The sequence below is a fragment of the Achromobacter sp. genome, assembly GCF_050285585.1.
GTDB lineage: Bacteria > Pseudomonadota > Gammaproteobacteria > Burkholderiales > Burkholderiaceae_B > Achromobacter.
The window spans coordinates 127,860-146,358 of record NZ_JBLZXF010000001.1 but is presented as its reverse complement, the minus strand read 5'-3'; the positions used below and the strand labels follow the sequence as shown (position 1 = coordinate 146,358).

The window sequence follows — 18,499 nt, the reverse complement described above, 5'->3', positions numbered from 1 at the left end:
CGGTGTCCTCGTTTGGGTATCACCATGCTAGCGGCCCGCCAGCCCGGCCGGGAGTAACAAGGTTGTCGTGAATCCGGGCACGGGCGGCGTCATCCAGCGCCGCGCGCGCCCTTGCCCGCGGGATTGCACCTTGTCCGTTGCCGCCAGCTCGTCGAGCGCTCGCTGCACCGTGCGCTGGCTTGTGTTCAGCGCAAGCGCCAGCGCCGAACTCGACCATGCCTCGCCGTCGGCCAGGAAAGCCAGGATCGCACCGTGCTCGCGGCCGGCGTCGTCCACGGGGCGGGCCAGCACCACGGCCCGCCGTCCCTCCCGCGGTTTCAGCGCAAAGCCGTTGCGCGCGGCGACGATGCCGGCCACCGGCCGCAGGGCGGCGCGCAGCCGCCCTATCTCGACCCGCAGGCGGGCGCGGTGCGTTTCGTCGAAGTACGCCGTGCGGAAGGCCTGCGCGATCAGCGTCTCGCGGGGGGCCGGGCGCGGCCATGCCTGCGCCAGCGCGCGGGCCAGCGCGAACAGCACCGGACGGCTCGCCAGCGGCACCATGACGCCCGCCTCGCGGACGGCATGGCGGCATGCGTCCACGACCAGCGTGTCCGATGCCAGCAGCGCTTCCACGTCATCCAGCAGCAAGAGGCGTTGCTCGTCGCGCGCCACCAGGCGCGCGGCCGGCGTCGACAGGACCCGGGACGCGCTTTCCACCTCGGCCGTCAGCGCGGGAATGCCCGCGTGGCCGGCGGCCAGCTCGGCCCGGGCCAACGCGGCGCGCGCGGGCTGCATGCGCAGGCGCCGCAGCGCGATGCCCGCCGCGATCAGTTCGTGGACCGCCCGGGACGCGGGCGCAAGGCCTGCAGGATCCAGTCCGGCCAGCGCGCGCTCGGCCTCGTCGAGGCGGCCGATGAGAAGCTGGCGGCGAGCCTGCAGATGCCGCGCGTGGGCGGCGTTGGCCGGATCCCCGTGCGCCTGCAACGCGGCGCGCGCGGCCTCCAGCGCCTTCTCCGGCCAGGCCAGCTCGCGCGACACGAGCGCGATCTCGGCCTCCGCCACGACGCAGCGGGCGCGCGACAGCGCGTCTTTCGGATCGAAGCCGCGAGCGGCGCAGCGCAACAGCGTTTTCGCGCGCCTGAAGTCGCCCAGCTGCGCCATGGCTATGCCGCCCAGGGCCAGCGCGGCCGCATCGCCACGCAAGGCGATGAGGTTCAGCGCGCCCAGGGGATCGCCGGCCGCCAGCGCGCGCGCCGCCGAGGCGATCAGGAAGTCCATGGGCGTCCCGCCACTTTCGCCGCTCCTCTTGGATGATCCGGACTAATCTACCACCAAGCGGCGCGCCGGACCGCCTTCAGGCGCCCGCCGGAGGAAAAGCCACGGTCAGCGCGACGCCCGCGCCGCGCAGACCCGGCCCCAGGGTCACGTCGGCGCCATGCTGCCGGGCGATCTGCGCCACCAGCGACAGGCCGATGCCGCTGCCGCCGCCGGCGCTGCCCGGGGCGCGGTAGAAGCGGTCGAACACGCGCTCGCGCTCTGCGAGCGCGATGCCCGGGCCGTCGTCGGCCACGCGCACGAACGCGCCGCCGCCGGGCAGCGGCCCGCAGGACACCGAGATCTGGCCGCCCTCCGGCGTATAGCGGACCGCATTGTCCAGCAGGTTGCGCAGCAGCACGCCCATCGCGTCGAGCCGCCCCTGGAGCGCGCAGGCCTGGACGTCGAGCTGGATGCGCTGCCGCTTGCGGACGGCGTCCGTCTCCCGGTCCCGCGCCAGCATCACCAGCAGCGAGTCCAGTTCGATCGCCACCGGAGCGTCCGCGCTTGCGTTCAAGGCGTCCATGCGGGCCTGGTCCAGCAGTTGCTCCGACAGGCGCGACGTGCGCTGGGCCACCATGCGCAGTTTCTCGATAGCTGCGGCGGCCTCGCCGCCGCCCGCGCTGCGCGCCACCAGTTCGGCGTGCGCGCTCAGCGCGGCCAGGGGCGTCCGGAGCTCATGCGCCGCGTCCTCCAGAAAGCGGCGCTCGCGGTCCATGCCGCCCTTCACCCGCAACAGCAACTGATTGATCGACTGGATGAACGGCCGCAGTTCGCCCGGCATGCCGGCCGAGGGCAGCGGCGCCAGGTCGAAAGGACCGCGGCGCGAAATGGCGTCCCCCGCGCGATCCACCTTGCGGAAGGCCCGGCCCACCACCGCGCAGCTCACCGCCGCCAACAGCACGAAGAGGATGGAGACGATGATCAGCCCGCGCTTGAAGCTGTACAAGGATTCCGCGCGCCACACGCTCAGCGGCTTGGCCACCTGCACCTGCACGCGCCCGCTGGCGTCGGTCAGCGCGAACACGCGCCAACCGGCGCCGTCGGCAGACACGTCGGCGTAGCCGTCCCGGAAACCGCCGCTCAAGGGCTGGGCGGGCGACTCCGGCGAACGCATCAACAGCCGGCGGTCGGCCAGGGACCACACGTGGAACCTGATCCGGTCTCCATCCACATGGCCGGACACGGGCGGAGAGAAGCGCTCGGTGGGCGCCACGTTGCCCAGCAGGCTGACCGGCAGCGAGGCCAGCATCTGGTTGGCCGCATCATGCAGCCATTGATCGCGCACGCCAGTCTGCGAGCGCGAGGTTTCGTACTGCTGGAACGCGAACACGGCCACCCAGGCCAGCAGCAGGGTCAGCAGCAGCGTGACCGTCAGCTGCCTGCGCAGTGTCTTCATGGCGCCGCCTCGATACGGTAGCCCAGGCCGTGCACGGTCGTGATGAGCTTGTCGCCCAGCTTGCGGCGCAGTTGATGGATGTACACGGCCACGGTATTGCTTTCGATGGCGCCGCTATCGCCATAGACCGCGGCCTCCAGCTGCTCGCGGTTGACGGTATGGCCGATGCGTTCCATCAGCGCCAGCAGCGTGCGGTACTCGTGCGCGCTCAGGTTGATCTCCACGCCGCCGCGGGTGACTGCCCGCCTGGCGGGCTCCACCACCACGTCGCCGCAGCGCAGCGCCGACACGACCGCATTGCTGCTGCGCCGCACGACCGCGCGCAGGCGGGCCAGCAGTTCATCGAGCTGGAACGGCTTGACGATGTAATCGTCGGCGCCCAGGTCCAGGCCCTGCACGCGCTCGCTCAGCCGGTCGCGCGCCGTAAGGATGAGCACGGGCGTGGCGTCGTAGCGCGCGCGCAGCTGCTTCAGGACCGCCAGGCCGCTGCCGTCGGGCAGCCCCAGGTCCAGCAGCACGGCGTTGAAACCGTGCTCGACCAGGGCCAGCTTCGCCTGCGCGACGCCGCGCACCCAATGCACGTCCGCGCCCGACTGGACCAGGCTGGTATGCAGCGCATCGCCCAGCATGGCGTCATCTTCCACTAGCAGGACACGCAAGCGCACTCCAAGGCAATCGAACGAGGCCAGAGAATGCCGGCACCGCTTTAAAAAATTATTAAAACCCCATGCCGACAATGCGGACCTCGGACGGCGAGGCAGGCAGCCCGCCGGAAACACGCACAGGAAGCAATGGAATGAAGCGAAAGATTTTAGCAAGCGGACCGGCGGTGGCTTCGGCCCTGCTGGCCGCCCTGGCGGGCAATGCCCGCGCCGAAGGCGGCGGCGCCAACTTCATCGGGTTGGGCGTGGGGGCCGTGCCGGTGTATGAAGGCTCGCGCGAGTACCGCGCCCTGCCCGTGCCCCTGATCAACTACGACGCGGGCCATTTCTTCATTTCCCCGCGCGCCGGGTTGCCGGCCATGGGCCTGAAGACGGATCTCGGCCCGGACTGGACCGCGGGCGCCTTCGTCGGCATGGCGCTGGGGCGCAAGGCGGATGATTCCGACCGCACGGAAGGCCTGGACGACATCGACTTCCACGGCACCTACGGCGCCTTCATCGAATGGTCCCCGGGGCCTTATTCGGTGATGGCGGCCTACCGGCAGGCCGCGCGCAGCGGCTACGGCGGCACGCTGGAGCTGCGCGCCACCTATGAAGCATGGCGCGACACCCGCAACCGCCTCACGCTGGGCGCCAGCACGCAATGGGCCAACGACGACGCCATGCAGACCTGGTTCGGCGTGACGCCGTCGCAGGCGGCGCGCAGCCGCGCCGGACTGGAAACGTACTCGCCCTCGTCCGGCTTCAAGTCCGTGGCGCTCTTCGGCACCTGGGCCCATCGCATCGATACGCGCTGGAGCGCGGTAACCACGCTGGGCGTCAATACCCTGGTGGGCGACGCCCGCGACAGCCCGCTGACGGAGCGCAAGACGAACGTCTTCGCCAACGTGGGCGTGATCTACGCATTCTGACCGCGGGCCCGGCCGCGCGTGGGAGATCCACCTATGAAACGCCTGCATGGAATGGAATTGTTCGCCGAAGTGGCGAAAGCGCACAGTTTCAGCCGCGCCGCCGCCGCGCTCGGCGTGCCGACGTCCACCGTATCGCGCCACGTGGCGGAACTGGAACGGGCGGTGGGGCTGCGGCTGCTCAACCGCAGCACGCGGCGCGTGGAATTGACCGACGCCGGCCGCGTGTACTTCGAGCGCTGCCGCCGCATCGTGGCGCAAGCCGAGATCGCCCACGAAGAACTGCGCGCACAGCTGGAAACCCCCAGCGGCCCGCTGCGCGTCCAGTTGCCGCCGGCCCACGCGCTGGACGCCTTGATGCCCGCCCTGGCGGCCTTCGGGAGCCGGTATCCGGAAATCCGTCTCCAGCTGGGCGTGGCGGGCCCCGAATCCGCCGACCGCCAGCCCGGCACGAGCGACGTGTCGATCCGGCTGGGCGAACTGCCGGATTCCTCGCTGGTGGCGCGCCGCCTCGGCGCGGTGCAGGCGGGGCTGTACGCCTCCCCCGCCTACCTGGCCGCGCGCGGAACGCCGCGGGGGCCCGCCGACCTGGAACGCCACGACGGCATCGGCCTGCGCCTCGGCGCGGGCCAGGCGGCGCCCTGGCTGCTGCGGCGCGGGGACGAACGGTGCCGGGTGGCCGCCGCCCAACGCTACGGCGCCAACGACGCCTGCATGGCCAGGCAGTTGGCCGCGCTGGGCGCTGGCATCGCGGCGCTGGGCGTCGGAGCCGGCGGACTGGAACGCGTGCTGCCGGAATGGAGCCTCGAACCGGTCGCCGTGTATGCCGTCACCGAGACCCGTCTGCTGCCGGCCAAGACCCGTCGCTTCATCGATTTCCTGGCGCAGCGCCTGGATCCCCTCTCGCCTGCCTGGGACACGGCGCAGGCATAGCCGGGCGTCACAATATTGCATCCCGAGGGGGTGATACGCCCCCTTTTACCCGCCGGACGTTCTTTGCGGCCCGCCTGGGGGCCCTTCGCCTGCCTTCCACCGTGTAAACTCCCCCCTTTTTGACTCTGGTGGTATGTTGCAAGCCCCACAGCGCACAGGTTTAAGCGGCCCGACGCTCATTCGCTTGCTGACTCGCCTGACGGATGTCGATGTTCCGGAATCCAGGCAATCGCTCTCGGACCATCTGAGCCAATGGCTCGGCTGGACGGACGCGATCGCCTTATCCGCGGCGCTCAATACCAAGCCGCCGGTAATCGCGCCGGGCGCGCGCATGTTCAGCAGCGCCGAGGAACGCGAGTGCGAGCGGGTCCGGACCACCCTGGCCGACGCCATCGCCAGCGATACCGCCGCCACGGCCGCCAGGCGGCCCGTGCCGGGACAGGCGCCGCCGGCGAAAAAGCTGGCGGCCCTGGCCGAGGCCGAAGCCGACTACGCGAATTTCCGCCAACGCTATCTATCGTTGCAGCACACGATGGAAACCAGCGTGGGCAATCTGCGCAGCCGGCTGCGCGGCATGGTCGCGGCCCGCAACGGCGAGTGGACGCGGCTCGCGGTCGTGGACGCCATCATGGACCGCGCCCTGCTGCCCAAGGAGCGCGCCCTGCTGGGCGCTATCCCGAAGCTGCTGCAGGGCCATTTCGAGCGCCTGCGCCAGGCGGAGGCGGCAGTCTTGGCGGAGGCCGGCGAGCACGCCGCGGCCGACGAGGCCGAAGGCGCCGCCGCGCCCCCGCCGATCGCGTCCGGCGCATGGCTGGATACGTTCCGCAAGGATATGCGGAGCGTCCTGCTTGCCGAATTGGACGTTCGTTTACAACCGGTCGAAGGGCTGCTTGCCGCCCTTCGCTCCAGCTAGGTCTGTTCACATTAAGGACACTATGTCCCGATACCTGATCAATTTCGTTGTTTTCATGGCTGGCCTGGCCGTCGCGGGCTGGATCGGCCTGGGCTATGCCGGCACCAATCCGCTGGCGCTGGCCGTGACCCTGCTGATCGGCGTCTGCTACCTCACGGGCGCGTTCGAACTGTGGCGCTATCAGCAGGCGACGTCCTCGCTGACCCGCGCCCTGTCCGGGCTGTCCGAGCCGCCGGGCAATCTGGGCACCTGGCTGGACCAGCTTGCCCCCAGCCTGCGCAACGCGGCCCGCCTGCGCATCGAAGGCGAGCGGGCGGGACTGCCCGGTCCGGCGCTTACTCCGTATCTCGTGGGCCTGCTGGTGCTACTGGGCATGCTGGGCACCTTCCTGGGCATGGTGGTCACGCTGCGCGGCACCGGCCTGGCGCTGGAAAGCGCCACCGACCTGGCCGCCATCCGGGCGTCTCTGGCCGCGCCCGTCAAGGGCCTGGGCTTCGCGTTCGGCACCTCGATCGCGGGCGTCGCCACCTCCGCGATGCTGGGGCTGCTGGCCGCGCTGTGCCGCCGCGACCGCGTGCGGGCGGCCCAATGGCTCGACACCAAGGCCGCCACCACCCTGCGCGTGTATTCGCAGGGCTACCAGCGCGAGGAATCCTTCAAGCTGCTCCAGCGGCAGGCCGAAGTCATGCAGCGCCAGGCCGACGCCATGCCCGCCCTGGTCGACAAACTGCAAACGATGATGGACGGCATGGCCCGCCAGAACCAGTCGCTGAGCGACCGGCAGCTGGCCAGCCAGGACGCGTTCCAGGGCAAGGCCGAGGCCGCGTATGCCCGCCTGGCGTCCGTCATGGAGCAGTCCATGAAGGACGGGGTGGCGCAAAGCGCGCGCTCCGCCGGCGAGGCGTTGCAGCCCGTGGTGGAAGCAACGATGGCAAGCCTGTCGCGCGAGACGGCCTCCCTGCAGGACACCGTGACGCAGGCCGTGCAGCGGCAATTGGACGGCCTGACCGCCGGCCTCCAGGCCTCGACCGCCAACGTGGCCGACATCTGGAACCAGGCCCTGGCCGGGCAGCAACGCGCCAGCGAAGCGCTGGCCCAGGACCTGCGCGCGTCGCTGGATCATTTCGCCCAGACCTTCGAGCAGCGCTCGGCCGCCCTGCTGGACCACGTCTCCGCCCGCCTGGAGGCCTCCTCGGGCTCGATGTCCGAGGCGTGGACCCATGCCCTGTCGCGTCAGGAGCAGGCCAGCGAAAAGCTGGCCGGCGACAACCTGCAGGCGTTGACGGCCGCGGCCGCGAGTTTCGAGCAGCACTCGGCCTCCCTGCTGCGCACCCTGAACCAATCGCATGCCGCCCTGCAATCCGAATTGGCTTCGCGCGACCAGCAACGCCTGGCGGCGTGGACCGAGACGCTGGGCGCCATGGGCGCAACGCTGCGCCAGGAATGGCAACAGGCCGGCGCCCAGGCCGCCGACCGCCAGCAAGCCATCGCCGAGACCCTGGCCCAGACGGTGCGCGACATCACCTCGCAGGCGGCCGTGCAGGCCAGCCTGCTGGAAGGCGTGTCGGCCCGCATGGAAGCCGCGGCCAACGGCGTTTCGCAGCAATGGGCCGACGCCCTCTCCCGCCAGGAAGCCGCAAGCGCCAAGCTCGCCGGCGACAACCAGCAGGCCCTGGCCGCCGCCGCCGCCACCTTCGAACAGCATTCCGCCTCGTTGCTGCGCGCGCTGGACGAATCGCACGCGGACCTGCAGGCCACGCTCGCCTCGCGCGACCAGGAACGCCTGGCCGCATGGAGCGGCACGCTCGCCGCGATGACCGCCGCGCTGGGCCAGCAATGGGAACAGGCCGGCGAACACACCGTTGCCCGCCAGCACCAAATCACCGAGTCGCTGGCCCAGGCGGTGCGCGACGTCACCTCCCGGACGGAGTCCCAGGCCGCGTTGCTGGAAGGCGTGGCCGCGCGCATGGAAACGGCCGCCGCCGGCGTCACGCAGGCCTGGACCGAGGCCCAATCCCGCCAGGAACAGGTCAGCGCCAAGCTGGCCGGCGACAACCAGCAGGCGCTGGAAGCCGCCGCGTCGGCTTTCGAGCAGCACGCGGCGGCCCTGCTGGGCACGCTGGACCAATCGCACGCGCAGCTGCAGCAGGCGCTGGCTTCGCGCGACGAGGAACGTCTCGCCGCCTGGACCGGCACGCTCGCCACGATGGCGGCCCGGCTCGGCCAGGAATGGGAACAGGCGGGCACGCAGGCCGCCATCCGCCAACTGGAAATCAGCGACACGCTGTCCCAGACCGCGCGCGACCTCACCGCGCAGTCGCAGGCCCAGGCCAGCGTGCTGGAAAGCGTTTCCAGCCGACTGGAAGCCGCGGCCGACAGGGTCACGCAGGCCTGGACCGAAGCGCAGTCGCGCCAGGAGCGGGTCGGCGAACAATTGGCCGACGGCAACCGGCAGGCGCTGGAAACCGCCGCAGCCGCTTTCGGAGAGCATTCCGCCGCGCTGCTGCGCACGCTGGAGCAATCGCATTCCGACCTGCGGGCGGCCCTGGCCGCCGGCGACGAGGCCCGCCTGGCCGCCTGGACCGGCAAGCTCGGCGAAATGGCCGACGCCCTGCGCGCCAAATGGGAACAGGCGGGCGCCAGCACCGCCAGCCAGCAGCAGCAGATCTGCGACGCGCTGGCGCTGACCGCGCAGGACATCGCGTCCCAGACGCAGGCGCACGCCAGCGAGACCATCGCCGAAATCGGCCGCCTGGTGCAGGCCGCCTCCGAAGCGCCGCGCGCGGCCGCCGAAGTCATCGGGGAACTGCGCCAGAAGCTGTCCGACAGCATGGCGCGCGACAACGACATGCTGGAAGAGCGCGGCCGCCTGCTCGAAACGCTGGGCACCTTGCTGGACGCCGTCAACCACACGGCCGCCGAGCAGCGCTCGGCCGTGGACGCGCTGGTCTCGTCGTCGGCCGGCCTGCTGGATCGCGTGGGCGCCCAGTTCACCGGCCTGGTCGAAAGCGAGACCGGCAAGCTGGCCGAGGTGGCCGCGCAGGTCGCCAGCGGCGCGGTCGAGGTCGCCAGCCTGGGCGAATCGTTCGGCGCCGCGGTACAGCTCTTCGGCGAGTCCAACGACAAGCTGGTGGCGCACCTGCAGCGCATCGAAGCCGCGCTGGACAAGTCCATCGCGCGCGGCGACGAGCAACTGGCCTACTACGTCGCGCAGGCGCGTGAAGTCGTGGACCTGAGCGTGATGTCGCAGAAGCAGATCGTCGAAAACCTGCAGCAGCTGGCCAGCCAGCGCGCAACGGCCGGAGCGGAAGCCGCATGAGCGAGGACATCGACGGCGGCGTGGAGCCGACAGTCCCGGCCTGGGCCGTCTTCGGCGACCTGATGTCGGTGCTGCTGGGCGCTTTCGTCCTGATCCTGGTCAGCGTCGTCGCCGTGCAGCTTCAGCTGTCGAATCAGCTCGAGGAAGAGGTCAGGCAGCGCCAGGCCGAAACGCAGCGCCGCGAGACGCTCGAACAGGCGCTGGCCGGCCCGCTGGCGGCCGGCCGCGTGACGCTGATCGACGGCCGCATCGGCATCAGCGGCAGCGTGCTGTTCGCCCTGAACTCCGACCAATTGCAGCCCGAGGGCCGCGAGGTCCTGAAGACCCTGATCGAACCGCTGGCCGCCTACCTGAAGACGCACAACGAGATCCTGATGGTCAGCGGCTACACCGACGACCAGCAGGTGCGCGAAGGCAACCGCCGCTTCGCGGACAACTGGGATCTTTCGGCCCAGCGCGCCCTGACGGTGACGCGCGCGCTGATCGACGAGGGCGTGCCCTCTTCCTCCGTGTTCGCCGCCGCCTTCGGCTCCGAGCAGCCCGTGGCCTCGAACGCCGACGAGGAAGGCCGCGCCAAGAACCGCCGGGTCGAGATCACGCCCATCCCCCGGCCCTCCAGCAACCCGGGACAGCCCAGTGAGCAGTGACGGGACCCGCGGGGAAATCCTCGACGCCCGCGCCATGCTGGACGCCTGGCGCGAAAGCGGCGCCGACCGCCTGGCCCCGGCGCGCTTCCGGTTCCTCGACGCGATGGCGCGCCGCGCGGCCGCCCAGGACGGCGAGGCCCGGCGGCGCCTGGACGCCCGGCTGGCGACGCTGATCCAGGCCTACGAGGCCGATCTGGAGCGCGCCGCCCCGACTTCCGCCTGCGCCGCGCCCGATGCGCCCGCGGCCTCCCTGCGCGGGCCGCTCGGGCAGTTGGCCGACGCCCTGGCCGCCCCCGCGCCGGCAGGCGACGGCGGCGATGGATCCTTCGCGGCCGAGCTGCGGGCCGCCTATCCTGACCTTCCCGCGCTGGAATATTTCCGCGGCGTGTGGTCGCGCGTCAGCGCCGACCGCCAGGTCCGGCAATCGCAGGAACAGGTGCACAAGAACGCCGGCCCGCTCAATTCCAACCAGATCGTGCACCGGACGCTCTCGCTGATGCGCGAACTGTCGCCCGGCTATCTGCAGCAATTCCTGTCGTACACGGATGCGTTGATGTGGATGGAGCAGATGGCCGCGGCCGTCGCCCCTCCCCCGAAGGACGCGCCGCGCGCCAGCGCCAAGAAGACCGCGCGCGGCAAGGCCCGCTAGGACCGGCGCGGCTCGCCGTCCGGGGCCGGGCGAGGCGCCGGCGCCCGGCGGATTTGCGCGTGGCCCCGCTCGGCAGTAAGATACGATCCATATACAAACCATATACGGATTACTTATGGGCATCGTCAAGATCTCCGAGCAGATGCATGAGAACCTCCGCGTCGCCAGCGGCGCGCTCAGCCGCTCCATCAACTCCCAGGCCGAACACTGGATGCGCATCGGCATGCTGTCCGAGCTCTATCCGGAACTGCGCCACGCGGACATCTGCCAGATGCTGATCCGCATCGAGCAGGCCGAGGGCTTCGCCATCGCCTCCCTGTCCCAGGGGCTGCCGCAAGCCGCCCAGCAGGAGGCCGCATAAATGGCGCGCAAAGTCTCCATCAAGTCCGCCGCCGACATCGACATGGCCCGCAAGGCCGGCGCCATGGCGGCCGAAGTGCTGCACATGATCGCCGAACACGTGCGCCCCGGCGTCACCACCGACGAACTGGACCGCATCTGCCACGACTACATCGTGAACGTGCAGAAGGCGATCCCGGCCAACGTGGGCTACCACGGCTTTCCCAAGACGATCTGCGCGTCGGCCAACCACGTCATCTGCCACGGCATCCCGTCGGCCAAGGTGCTGAAGAACGGCGACATCCTCAACATCGACGTCGCCGTCATCAAGGACGGCTGGTTCGGCGACACCAGCCGGATGTACTACGTGGGCCAGCCCAGCCCGCTGGCGCGCCGCCTGGTCGAGACGACCTACGAAGCCATGCGCGCCGGCATCATGGCCGTGAAGCCGGGCGCGACGCTGGGCGACGTGGGGCATGCGATCCAGACCGTGGCGCACCGCGAGCACTTCAGCATCGTGCGCGAGTACTGCGGCCACGGCATCGGCCAGATCTACCATGACGAACCGCAAGTGCTGCACTACGGCCGCCCGGGCGAGGGCCTGGTGCTGCAGCCGGGCATGATGTTCACGATCGAACCCATGATCAACGCGGGCAAGCCCCAGACCAAGCAGCTGCCCGACGGCTGGACCGTGGTCACCAAGGACCGCTCGCTGTCGGCGCAATGGGAGCACATGGTGGTCGTGACCGACACCGGCTACGAGGTGTTGACGTCCTGGCCGGACGGCTTCGGCAGCTATCCTCCCATCCCCTGACGGGCGCTTCCCTACCCACGGCAAGGAACGGAGTGCGGGCGAACGAGGGCACGATCATGATCGTGCCCTTGCCGTTTCCGCGGCGCGGTCCACGCGCCCCTCGCCTCCATGCCTGCCCTGCCCTCCGCGTTCCGCCGCCTGGCCGCCTCCAACCTGTCCGCCCAGTTCTCCGAACAGATGGCGCTGGCCGCCGCGCCCCTGGTGGCGGTGCTGGCCCTGGGCGCCAGCGCCGCGCAGACGGGCTATCTGCAGACCGCCCAGACCCTGCCGTTCCTGCTGCTATCGCTGCCCGCGGGCGTGCTGGCCGACCGGGTGTCGCGCCGGACGCTGATGACCGCCGCCGAATCCGTGCGCGCGGCCAGCCTGCTGGGCCTGCTCGCGCTGCTCTGGACGGACGGCCTGGGCCTGGGCTGGCTGGCCGCGCTGGGTTTCCTGGGCGCGGTCGGCACGGTCGCCTACAACGTCGCGGCGCCCGCCCTCGTGCCCCGGCTGGTCGCGCCCAACGAACTGGCCAGCGCCAATCGCTGGCTGGAACTGGCGCGCAGCGCGGCTTTCTCCGCCGGCCCCGCGGCGGGCGGGGCGCTGGTCGGCTGGATGGGAGCGCCGGCGGCGTATGCGCTGGCCGCCGCGCTATCGCTGCTGGCGGCGCAACTGCTTGCGAGGCTGCCTCAGGACGTGCCCGGCCCCAGGCCCCGGCGGCACATGCTGGGCGAACTGCGCGAAGGCGCGGCCTTCGTCCTTGCGCATCCGCTGCTGCGCCCCGTGCTGGTCACCGCCGTATTCTTCAACACCGCCTGGTTCGTGCTGCAGGCCGTCTACGTGGCCTATGCCATCGACAGGCTGGACCTGTCCGCCGCCGGCGTCGGCGCCACGCTCGGCGTCTACGGCGGGGGCATGGTCGCGGGCGCCTTGCTGGCGCCCTGGCTGGCCCGGCGGCTGTCCTTCGGCGCCATGATCGGAGCGGGTCCGCTGGCCGCGCTGGCGGCCAGCTTCATCCTGCTGTCCACCCTCGCGCATCCTTCGGGGGCCTGGGCCGCGGCCGGATTCTTCCTTTTCGGCGCCGGGCCGATCCTATGGACGATCACGACCACCACGCTGCGCCAGGCGGTGACGCCCAATGCCTTGCTGGGCAGGGTTTCCGCCGTGATTCTCACCGCCACCTTCGGCGCCCGCCCCATCGGCGCGCTGATCGGCGCCGCGCTGGCCGCCCGGGCCGGGGTCGAGGCCTGCCTGTGGGTGTCCACCGCCGGCTTCGCCGTGCAATTCGCGGTGCTGTTCACCTCGCCCGTGCTGCGCCTGCGCAGCCAGCCCGAAGGCGCGGCCGCCGGATCTGTTGCGGGCTGAGCGGCGGGAATCTGTATCTGGCGGCGCCCTCGCGGCGCGGCTAGACTGCGCCAGTCATCCCATCGGAGCGCCCGGCGCGCGCAACATGCTGAAAATATTGGGCAAGGCCTCATCCATCAATGTCCGCAAGGTGCTGTGGACCTGCGCCGAACTGAACCTGCCGTTCGAGCGGGAAGACTGGGGAACGGGCTTCAGGCCCACTTCCGACCCCGCCTTCCTGGCCTTGAACCCCAACGCCATGGTGCCGGTCGTCCAGGATGGCGATTTCGTGCTGTGGGAGTCCAACAGCATCATCCGCTACCTGGCCTCGCAGTATGGCGGCCAAAGCCTGTATCCGGCCGAACCCAGGCTGCGGGCGCGCGTGGACCAGTGGATGGACTGGCAGGCGACCGACCTGAACCGCTCATGGTCCTACGCCTTCATGGGGCTGGCGCGGCAGTCGCCCGCCCACCAGGACGCGGCCGCCATCGAGGCGTCGTGCCAGGCCTGGGCGCACTGCATGGGCATACTGGACCAGCGCCTGGCGCAGACCGGCGCCTATGTGGCGGGAGCGGCGTTCTCGCTCGCGGACATCCCCGTCGGGCTCTCGGTGAACCGGTGGTTCCTCACCCCCTTCGCCAAGCCCCCGCTGCCGGCCGTCGCGGCCTACTACGACCGGCTGGCCGGACGCGAGGGCTACCGGCGGCACGGCCGCAACGGCACGGTCTGAAGCCGCGGCTACTTCACCACGCCGCAGACCAGGCGCCCGCCTCCGCCGCCCAGGGGCTTCGGCGTGTCGCTGTAGTTGTCGCCGCCCACGTGCACCATCAGCGCGCGCCCCTTTATGTCGGCCAGCTTCAGGTGCGGCGCCACGACGGCTTTCTTGGCGGCGCCGTCGGCGCCCACCACGATGAAGGGCAAGTCGCCCTGATGGCCGTCGGTCGCCATCGGGCCCTTGTGGGCCTTGGTGCCCTTGGGATCCAGGTGCCCGCCCGCCGCGCCGCCCGGCGCCATCTGATCGTTCACCATGCCGGGGCCGCAAGAGCCCTTCTCGTGCACATGGAACCCGTGCTCGCCGGGAGGCAGGCCCTTCAGGTTCGGCGTGAATTGCAGCCCTCCCTTGGTGTCCTTGACGGAGATAGTGCCGGCGCTCTTGCCCACGCCATCCGCGGACAGGAACGACATCGAAACGTTTTCCGCCGATGCGGCGCCGGATGCGCCCGCCAGCGCAAGCGCCGTAACCAGCAACGATATTTTCTTCATGGAGTGCCTCCAGGATTCGTGCCCGCGGACCGCGGGCGGCCGGTAGGACAAGGACGGCTCAGCCGCCGTCCATGCCGTCGAAAACAATAGCATTCGCCTCGGACCGTCCGCCAGCAATCTTCGTTCCTGATACAAACCGTGGCGATGGGTTGCGCGGCCTCAGCCCCGCAGCATCACTACCGCCGCATGCAGCGCCACCCCGATCAGGCCGCCCACCAGGGTGCCGTTGAAGCGGATGTATTGCAGGTCCCGGCCCACGCTGAGCTCCAGCTCGTCGACCAGGTGGCGCTCGTCCCAGTTCTTGACGGTGCGCGAAATATGCTCGGTGACGCCGCTGCGCAGCCTGCCCGTCAGCCGCCGCGCGCCGCCGAGCACGTGGTTGTTGATCGCCTCGCGCAGGCCGGGATCCTCGCCCAGCTTGCGGCCCAACGCCAGCAATGCGCTTTCCAGATGACGCGCCAACGCCGAATCCTCGTCGGACAGATCGCGCCGCAGCGCGGCATGGATATCGTCCCACAGCCCCTGCACGTATTCCTGCACCTTGGGATGATCGATGGCGCGCTGCTTCAGCGCCTCGACCTGCTCCGCCAGGGCGGGATCGTCCCGCAGGCGCCGGATGTAGTTCAACACCCAGGCCTCGTAGTCGCGCCGCACAGGATGGTCCGGTTCGGACAGCACGTCGCGCAACTCCTCCACCAGGGCGCGGGCCAGCCGGTCCGCCAGGTTGTCGGCGATGCCGTCCACCGACTTCACCACGTCCACGGCGGCGATGATGCGCGGCCACTCTTTCTTGGCGAACTTCACCAGCAGGCCCGAGGCGCGCGCCTTCACGTCTTCCTCGCCCAGATAGCCGCCCAGCCTTTCCAGCGCGGCGTCCAGCAGTTCCTGGTGCCGTCCGTCGCGGGTCAGCAGGCCCAGCACTTCGCCCGCCGTATCGGCGGCGTCCCAGCGGCGCAGATTCTTGACCACGAACTCCTGGATCACGCCGCGCACCGCCCGGTCATCCAGCAGGTCCAGCGTCTGCAGGGCCACGTTGCGGGCTCCATCGCTCAAGGCATGCGCCTGCCGGGGACGAGCCAGCCAGCGGCTCAGGCGCGCGGCGGGGTCGAACACGCGCAGCTTTTCCATCAGGGTGTCCGGGTCCAGGAAGTGGTCGCGCACGAACACCGCCAGGTTGTCGCCGATGCGATCCTTGTTGCTGGGGATGATGGCGGTGTGGGGAATGGGCAGGCCCATCGGGCGGCGAAAGAGGGCGACCACGGCGAACCAGTCCGCCAGCGCGCCCACCGTGGCCGCCTCGCAGAACGCCCGCACCCATGCCCAGGCGCCCTGCCCGCCCATCGCGTGGCTGGCGACGAAGCCGCTGATCATGGCCGCCAGCAAAGCCAGCGCGGCGATCTTCATGCGCCGCAGCTGCGCGCGGCGCGCGTCGGACGCCAGGGCGGAACGGGTCGCGTGCGCGGCGGCGGGACGGGGCGTGTCTGTCATGGGGTCTCCGGCTCGGGTGGACCCAGCATAACAATACCGGCCGCCATGCGGCCGGCGGCGCGGGCCTCAGCCCAGCGGAGGCAGCATGTTGAACAGCAGGACCATCGCCAGCCCCGCCAGCGACACGATGGACTGCACCACCGAGATGGTCTTGGTGGCTTCGCCCATGGTCATGCCGAAGGATTCCTTCACCATCCAGAAGCCCGCGTGGTTGGCGTAATTGAAGAACAGCGAACCGCAGCCGATGGATAGCGCCAGCAGCGGCAGGTTCAGGCTGGGATCCGCGCCCGCCAGCGGCGCCAGCAGGCCTGCCGCGCCCACGATGCCGACGGTGGCCGAACCGGTGGAGACCGACAGCAGCATGGCGATCAGCCAGCCCAGCACCAATGGCGGCAGGGCGAACTGGTGGGTCAGGTGCACGATGGCGTCGCCCACCTTGGCGCTCGTGAGCACCTGCTGGAACGCGCCGCCGCCCGCGATGATGAGCATGATGCCGGCAATCGGCTTGAGGCTCTTGCCCAGCGCGTCGCGCAGCTTCTCGGCGTCGCCGCCGCGCAGGTACACGAGGGTGACGGCCGCGAACAACACGCCCAGCAGCATGGCCACCAACGGGTCGCCCAGGAAAGCGGCGGCGTGCATCGCGGCGGAATCCTTGGGCAGCAGCATCTCGGCCAGCGCGTGCACCAGCATCAGCAACGCGGGCAGCAGCGCCGCCAGGACGCCCAGGCCCACGCCGGGCGCGCCGCGCCCCGCTGCCTGCGGCCTGGCCGCGGTGAACTGGTCCAGCAAGGCCTCGTCCGGCCGGGTCGTCATGCGCGGCGCGATAAAGGCGCCGTACAGCGGGCCGCCGAAGATCATGGCCGGCAGCGCGGCGATGAACCCGTAGATCATGGTCGGGCCCACGGTGGTCTTGAGCGTGGCGATGGCCGTCAGCGGGCCGGGATGCGGCGGCACCATGCCATGCATGGCCGCCAGCGCCGAAATCACCGGCACGCCCACGTACACGTACGCCGATCCCTTGAAGCGCTCCTGGCTCTCCAGCTTGCGCGCCACGCTGAAGATCAGCGGCAGCATCACCACCAGGCCCACCTCGAAGAACATGGGGATGCCGATGACGAAAGCCACCAGCGTCATGGCCCAGGGAATCAGGCGGGCCGACGTATGGCGCAGGATGGCGTTGGCCAGGCGCTCGGTGGTGCCCGAATCCGCCAGAATCTTGCCCAGCATGGCGCCCAGCGCGATCACCACGCCCACGGCGCCCAGGGTCTTGCCCGCGCCGTTTGTCAGGTTCTTGACGATGGCCGACGGCTCCATGCCGGTGGCGAAACCGACCCCGATGGACACGATCAGCAGCGCCAGCAGCGGGTGCATGCGGATGCGGGAGACAATGAGCGCCACCAGCACGAGAACGCTCGCCAGGGCGGTGAGCAGCAATTGGATGTCGAACGAAGACATAGTCGGACCTGGAGAAAACGGGCGAAGCGCCGCCGGCCCGCGGCCGGCCGCCGTGCCATGATGCAAACGGATTTTATTCCCGCCAAGCTGAACGCCCAGTCAGGAAACCCGCGCCACGCCTTATCCGGCCGCCGCCATCAGCCCCGGCCTGCCCTCGTGTCGGGCCTGCGCGCGTTCGAGGATGAACTCGATGATCATCGCGATCGCGCGCGGGTGGTGCCGGTTCGGCATGTACAGCATGTACATGGCGCGCCCGAAGATGCTGAGCCGCCAAGGCGTCAGGGCGGCCACCAGTTCGCCTCGGGCCAGGTCCTCGTGGATCACGTAGTCCGGCACGATCCCCACGCCCAGCCCGGCCCGGATCGCATCGCGCAGGAAGGCGTAATTGCGCGAGATCACGGTGGGCTCCAGCACCACGTGCTGGCGGGGCTGGCCGCCGTAATAGGCGGACAGGCGCAGCGGCCGGCCGATGACGGCGGCGCTGATGATGGGGCTGCCCGCCAGGTCTTCGGGGCTTTGCGGCAAGCCCCGGGCGGCGGCATAGGCCTGCGATGCGCATGCCACGTAACGCACCTGGCCCAGCTCGCGCGCCACCAGGTTCTGCGGCGGCTCGGACATGATGCGGACCGCGATGTCGACCTCGTCGCGCAGCAGGTCGTCGACGCTGTTCTCGAACAGCACGTCCAGCACGATGTCCGGATAGGCCCGCTTGAATTCCAGCAGCCACGGCGTCATCACGAACTGGCCGTAGCCGCTGGGTACGCTCAAGCGGACTTTTCCCTGGGGTGTCTTGCCCAGCGTCTCGATCGATTCGCGGGCGGCGGCGAGTTCGTCCTGGATGCTGCGGCCATGGCGATAGAGCTTCAATCCGATTTCGGTGGGCTCGACGCGCCGCGTCGTGCGCCGCACCAGCTGCATGCCCACCGAACGCTCGAGCTGGCTCAGGTGATAGCTGACGTTGGCGCGCGTCATCTTCAGCCGGCGGGCGGCCTCGCTCAGGTTGCCCGCATCCAGTATCTCCACCAGCAGGGTCAGGGATTTGGTGTCCATGCGGCGTCTCCCAACGCGCCTATCGCGAGGCACTGTCAAATTTT

At 70.3% G+C, this 18,499-nt stretch carries 17 protein-coding genes; 10 read left to right on the top strand and 7 right to left on the bottom strand.

The window, feature by feature from the left end:
* Positions 1 to 27: 27 nt before the first annotated feature.
* From ACN6PJ_RS00665 to ACN6PJ_RS00655, 3 genes are all read right to left on the bottom strand, one after another.
* Positions 28 to 1,257, bottom strand: a complete 1,230-nt coding sequence (locus ACN6PJ_RS00665; RefSeq protein WP_427993962.1) for a helix-turn-helix domain-containing protein — start codon at positions 1,255 to 1,257, stop codon at positions 28 to 30.
* A 76-nt stretch (positions 1,258 to 1,333) separates the two neighbouring features.
* Entirely contained in the window at positions 1,334 to 2,692 is a 1,359-nt protein-coding gene (locus ACN6PJ_RS00660; protein WP_427993961.1) for an ATP-binding protein, read from the bottom strand.
* Complete coding sequence (locus ACN6PJ_RS00655; RefSeq protein ID WP_427993960.1) at positions 2,689 to 3,351, bottom strand: response regulator transcription factor; 663 nt, start codon at positions 3,349 to 3,351, stop codon at positions 2,689 to 2,691. The genes ACN6PJ_RS00660 and ACN6PJ_RS00655 overlap by 4 nt, the downstream gene beginning before the upstream one ends.
* Before the next feature lie 137 nt (positions 3,352 to 3,488).
* Between ACN6PJ_RS00655 and ACN6PJ_RS00650 the strand changes: the two genes are divergently transcribed.
* From ACN6PJ_RS00650 to ACN6PJ_RS00605, 10 genes are all read left to right on the top strand, one after another.
* Positions 3,489 to 4,265 carry a MipA/OmpV family protein gene (locus tag ACN6PJ_RS00650; RefSeq protein WP_427993959.1) on the top strand — a complete coding sequence of 259 codons (777 nt, stop codon included), beginning with the start codon at positions 3,489 to 3,491 and terminating at the stop codon, positions 4,263 to 4,265.
* A gap of 33 nt (positions 4,266 to 4,298) precedes the next feature.
* On the top strand, positions 4,299 to 5,195 hold the full coding sequence (locus ACN6PJ_RS00645; RefSeq protein ID WP_427993958.1) for a LysR substrate-binding domain-containing protein: 897 nt from the start codon (positions 4,299 to 4,301) through the stop codon (positions 5,193 to 5,195).
* Between the two features lie 133 nt (positions 5,196 to 5,328).
* Entirely contained in the window at positions 5,329 to 6,108 is a 780-nt protein-coding gene (locus ACN6PJ_RS00640) for a DUF3348 domain-containing protein (RefSeq protein ID WP_427993957.1), read from the top strand.
* A 22-nt stretch (positions 6,109 to 6,130) separates the two neighbouring features.
* Entirely contained in the window at positions 6,131 to 9,427 is a 3,297-nt protein-coding gene (locus tag ACN6PJ_RS00635; protein ID WP_427993956.1) for a DUF802 domain-containing protein, read from the top strand.
* Complete coding sequence (locus tag ACN6PJ_RS00630; RefSeq protein WP_427993955.1) at positions 9,424 to 10,074, top strand: OmpA family protein; 651 nt, start codon at positions 9,424 to 9,426, stop codon at positions 10,072 to 10,074. Before ACN6PJ_RS00635 ends, ACN6PJ_RS00630 begins: the two co-directional genes overlap by 4 nt.
* A complete protein-coding gene (locus tag ACN6PJ_RS00625) occupies positions 10,064 to 10,723 on the top strand; it encodes a DUF2894 domain-containing protein (protein WP_427993954.1) in 660 nt (219 codons plus the stop codon). Before ACN6PJ_RS00630 ends, ACN6PJ_RS00625 begins: the two co-directional genes overlap by 11 nt.
* Positions 10,724 to 10,838: 115 nt before the next feature.
* Positions 10,839 to 11,084, top strand: coding sequence for a ParD-like family protein (locus ACN6PJ_RS00620; RefSeq protein ID WP_043547892.1), 246 nt, complete (start codon positions 10,839 to 10,841; stop codon positions 11,082 to 11,084).
* Positions 11,085 to 11,876 (top strand): type I methionyl aminopeptidase, encoded by a 792-nt coding sequence (gene map / locus ACN6PJ_RS00615; RefSeq protein WP_427993953.1) that lies wholly within the window; start codon positions 11,085 to 11,087, stop codon positions 11,874 to 11,876.
* Positions 11,877 to 11,984: 108 nt separating this feature from the next.
* Complete coding sequence (locus tag ACN6PJ_RS00610) at positions 11,985 to 13,220, top strand: MFS transporter (RefSeq protein WP_427993952.1); 1,236 nt, start codon at positions 11,985 to 11,987, stop codon at positions 13,218 to 13,220.
* Positions 13,221 to 13,305: 85 nt separating this feature from the next.
* On the top strand, positions 13,306 to 13,929 hold the full coding sequence (locus ACN6PJ_RS00605; RefSeq protein ID WP_427993951.1) for a glutathione S-transferase family protein: 624 nt from the start codon (positions 13,306 to 13,308) through the stop codon (positions 13,927 to 13,929).
* 8 nt (positions 13,930 to 13,937) lie between these two features.
* On the opposite strand, the gene sodC is transcribed toward ACN6PJ_RS00605, so the two are convergent.
* From sodC to ACN6PJ_RS00585, 4 genes are all read right to left on the bottom strand, one after another.
* The gene (sodC, locus tag ACN6PJ_RS00600) at positions 13,938 to 14,462 is read right to left on the bottom strand and encodes a superoxide dismutase [Cu-Zn] SodC (RefSeq protein ID WP_427993950.1); all 525 of its coding nucleotides are present in this window, start codon (positions 14,460 to 14,462) and stop codon (positions 13,938 to 13,940) included.
* Between the two features lie 159 nt (positions 14,463 to 14,621).
* Entirely contained in the window at positions 14,622 to 15,950 is a 1,329-nt protein-coding gene (locus ACN6PJ_RS00595) for a DUF445 domain-containing protein (protein WP_427993949.1), read from the bottom strand.
* A gap of 66 nt (positions 15,951 to 16,016) precedes the next feature.
* A complete protein-coding gene (locus ACN6PJ_RS00590) occupies positions 16,017 to 17,405 on the bottom strand; it encodes a GntP family permease (protein ID WP_427993948.1) in 1,389 nt (462 codons plus the stop codon).
* 120 nt (positions 17,406 to 17,525) lie between these two features.
* On the bottom strand, positions 17,526 to 18,455 hold the full coding sequence (locus ACN6PJ_RS00585) for a LysR family transcriptional regulator (protein WP_427993947.1): 930 nt from the start codon (positions 18,453 to 18,455) through the stop codon (positions 17,526 to 17,528).
* Between the last annotated feature and the right edge of the window lie 44 nt (positions 18,456 to 18,499).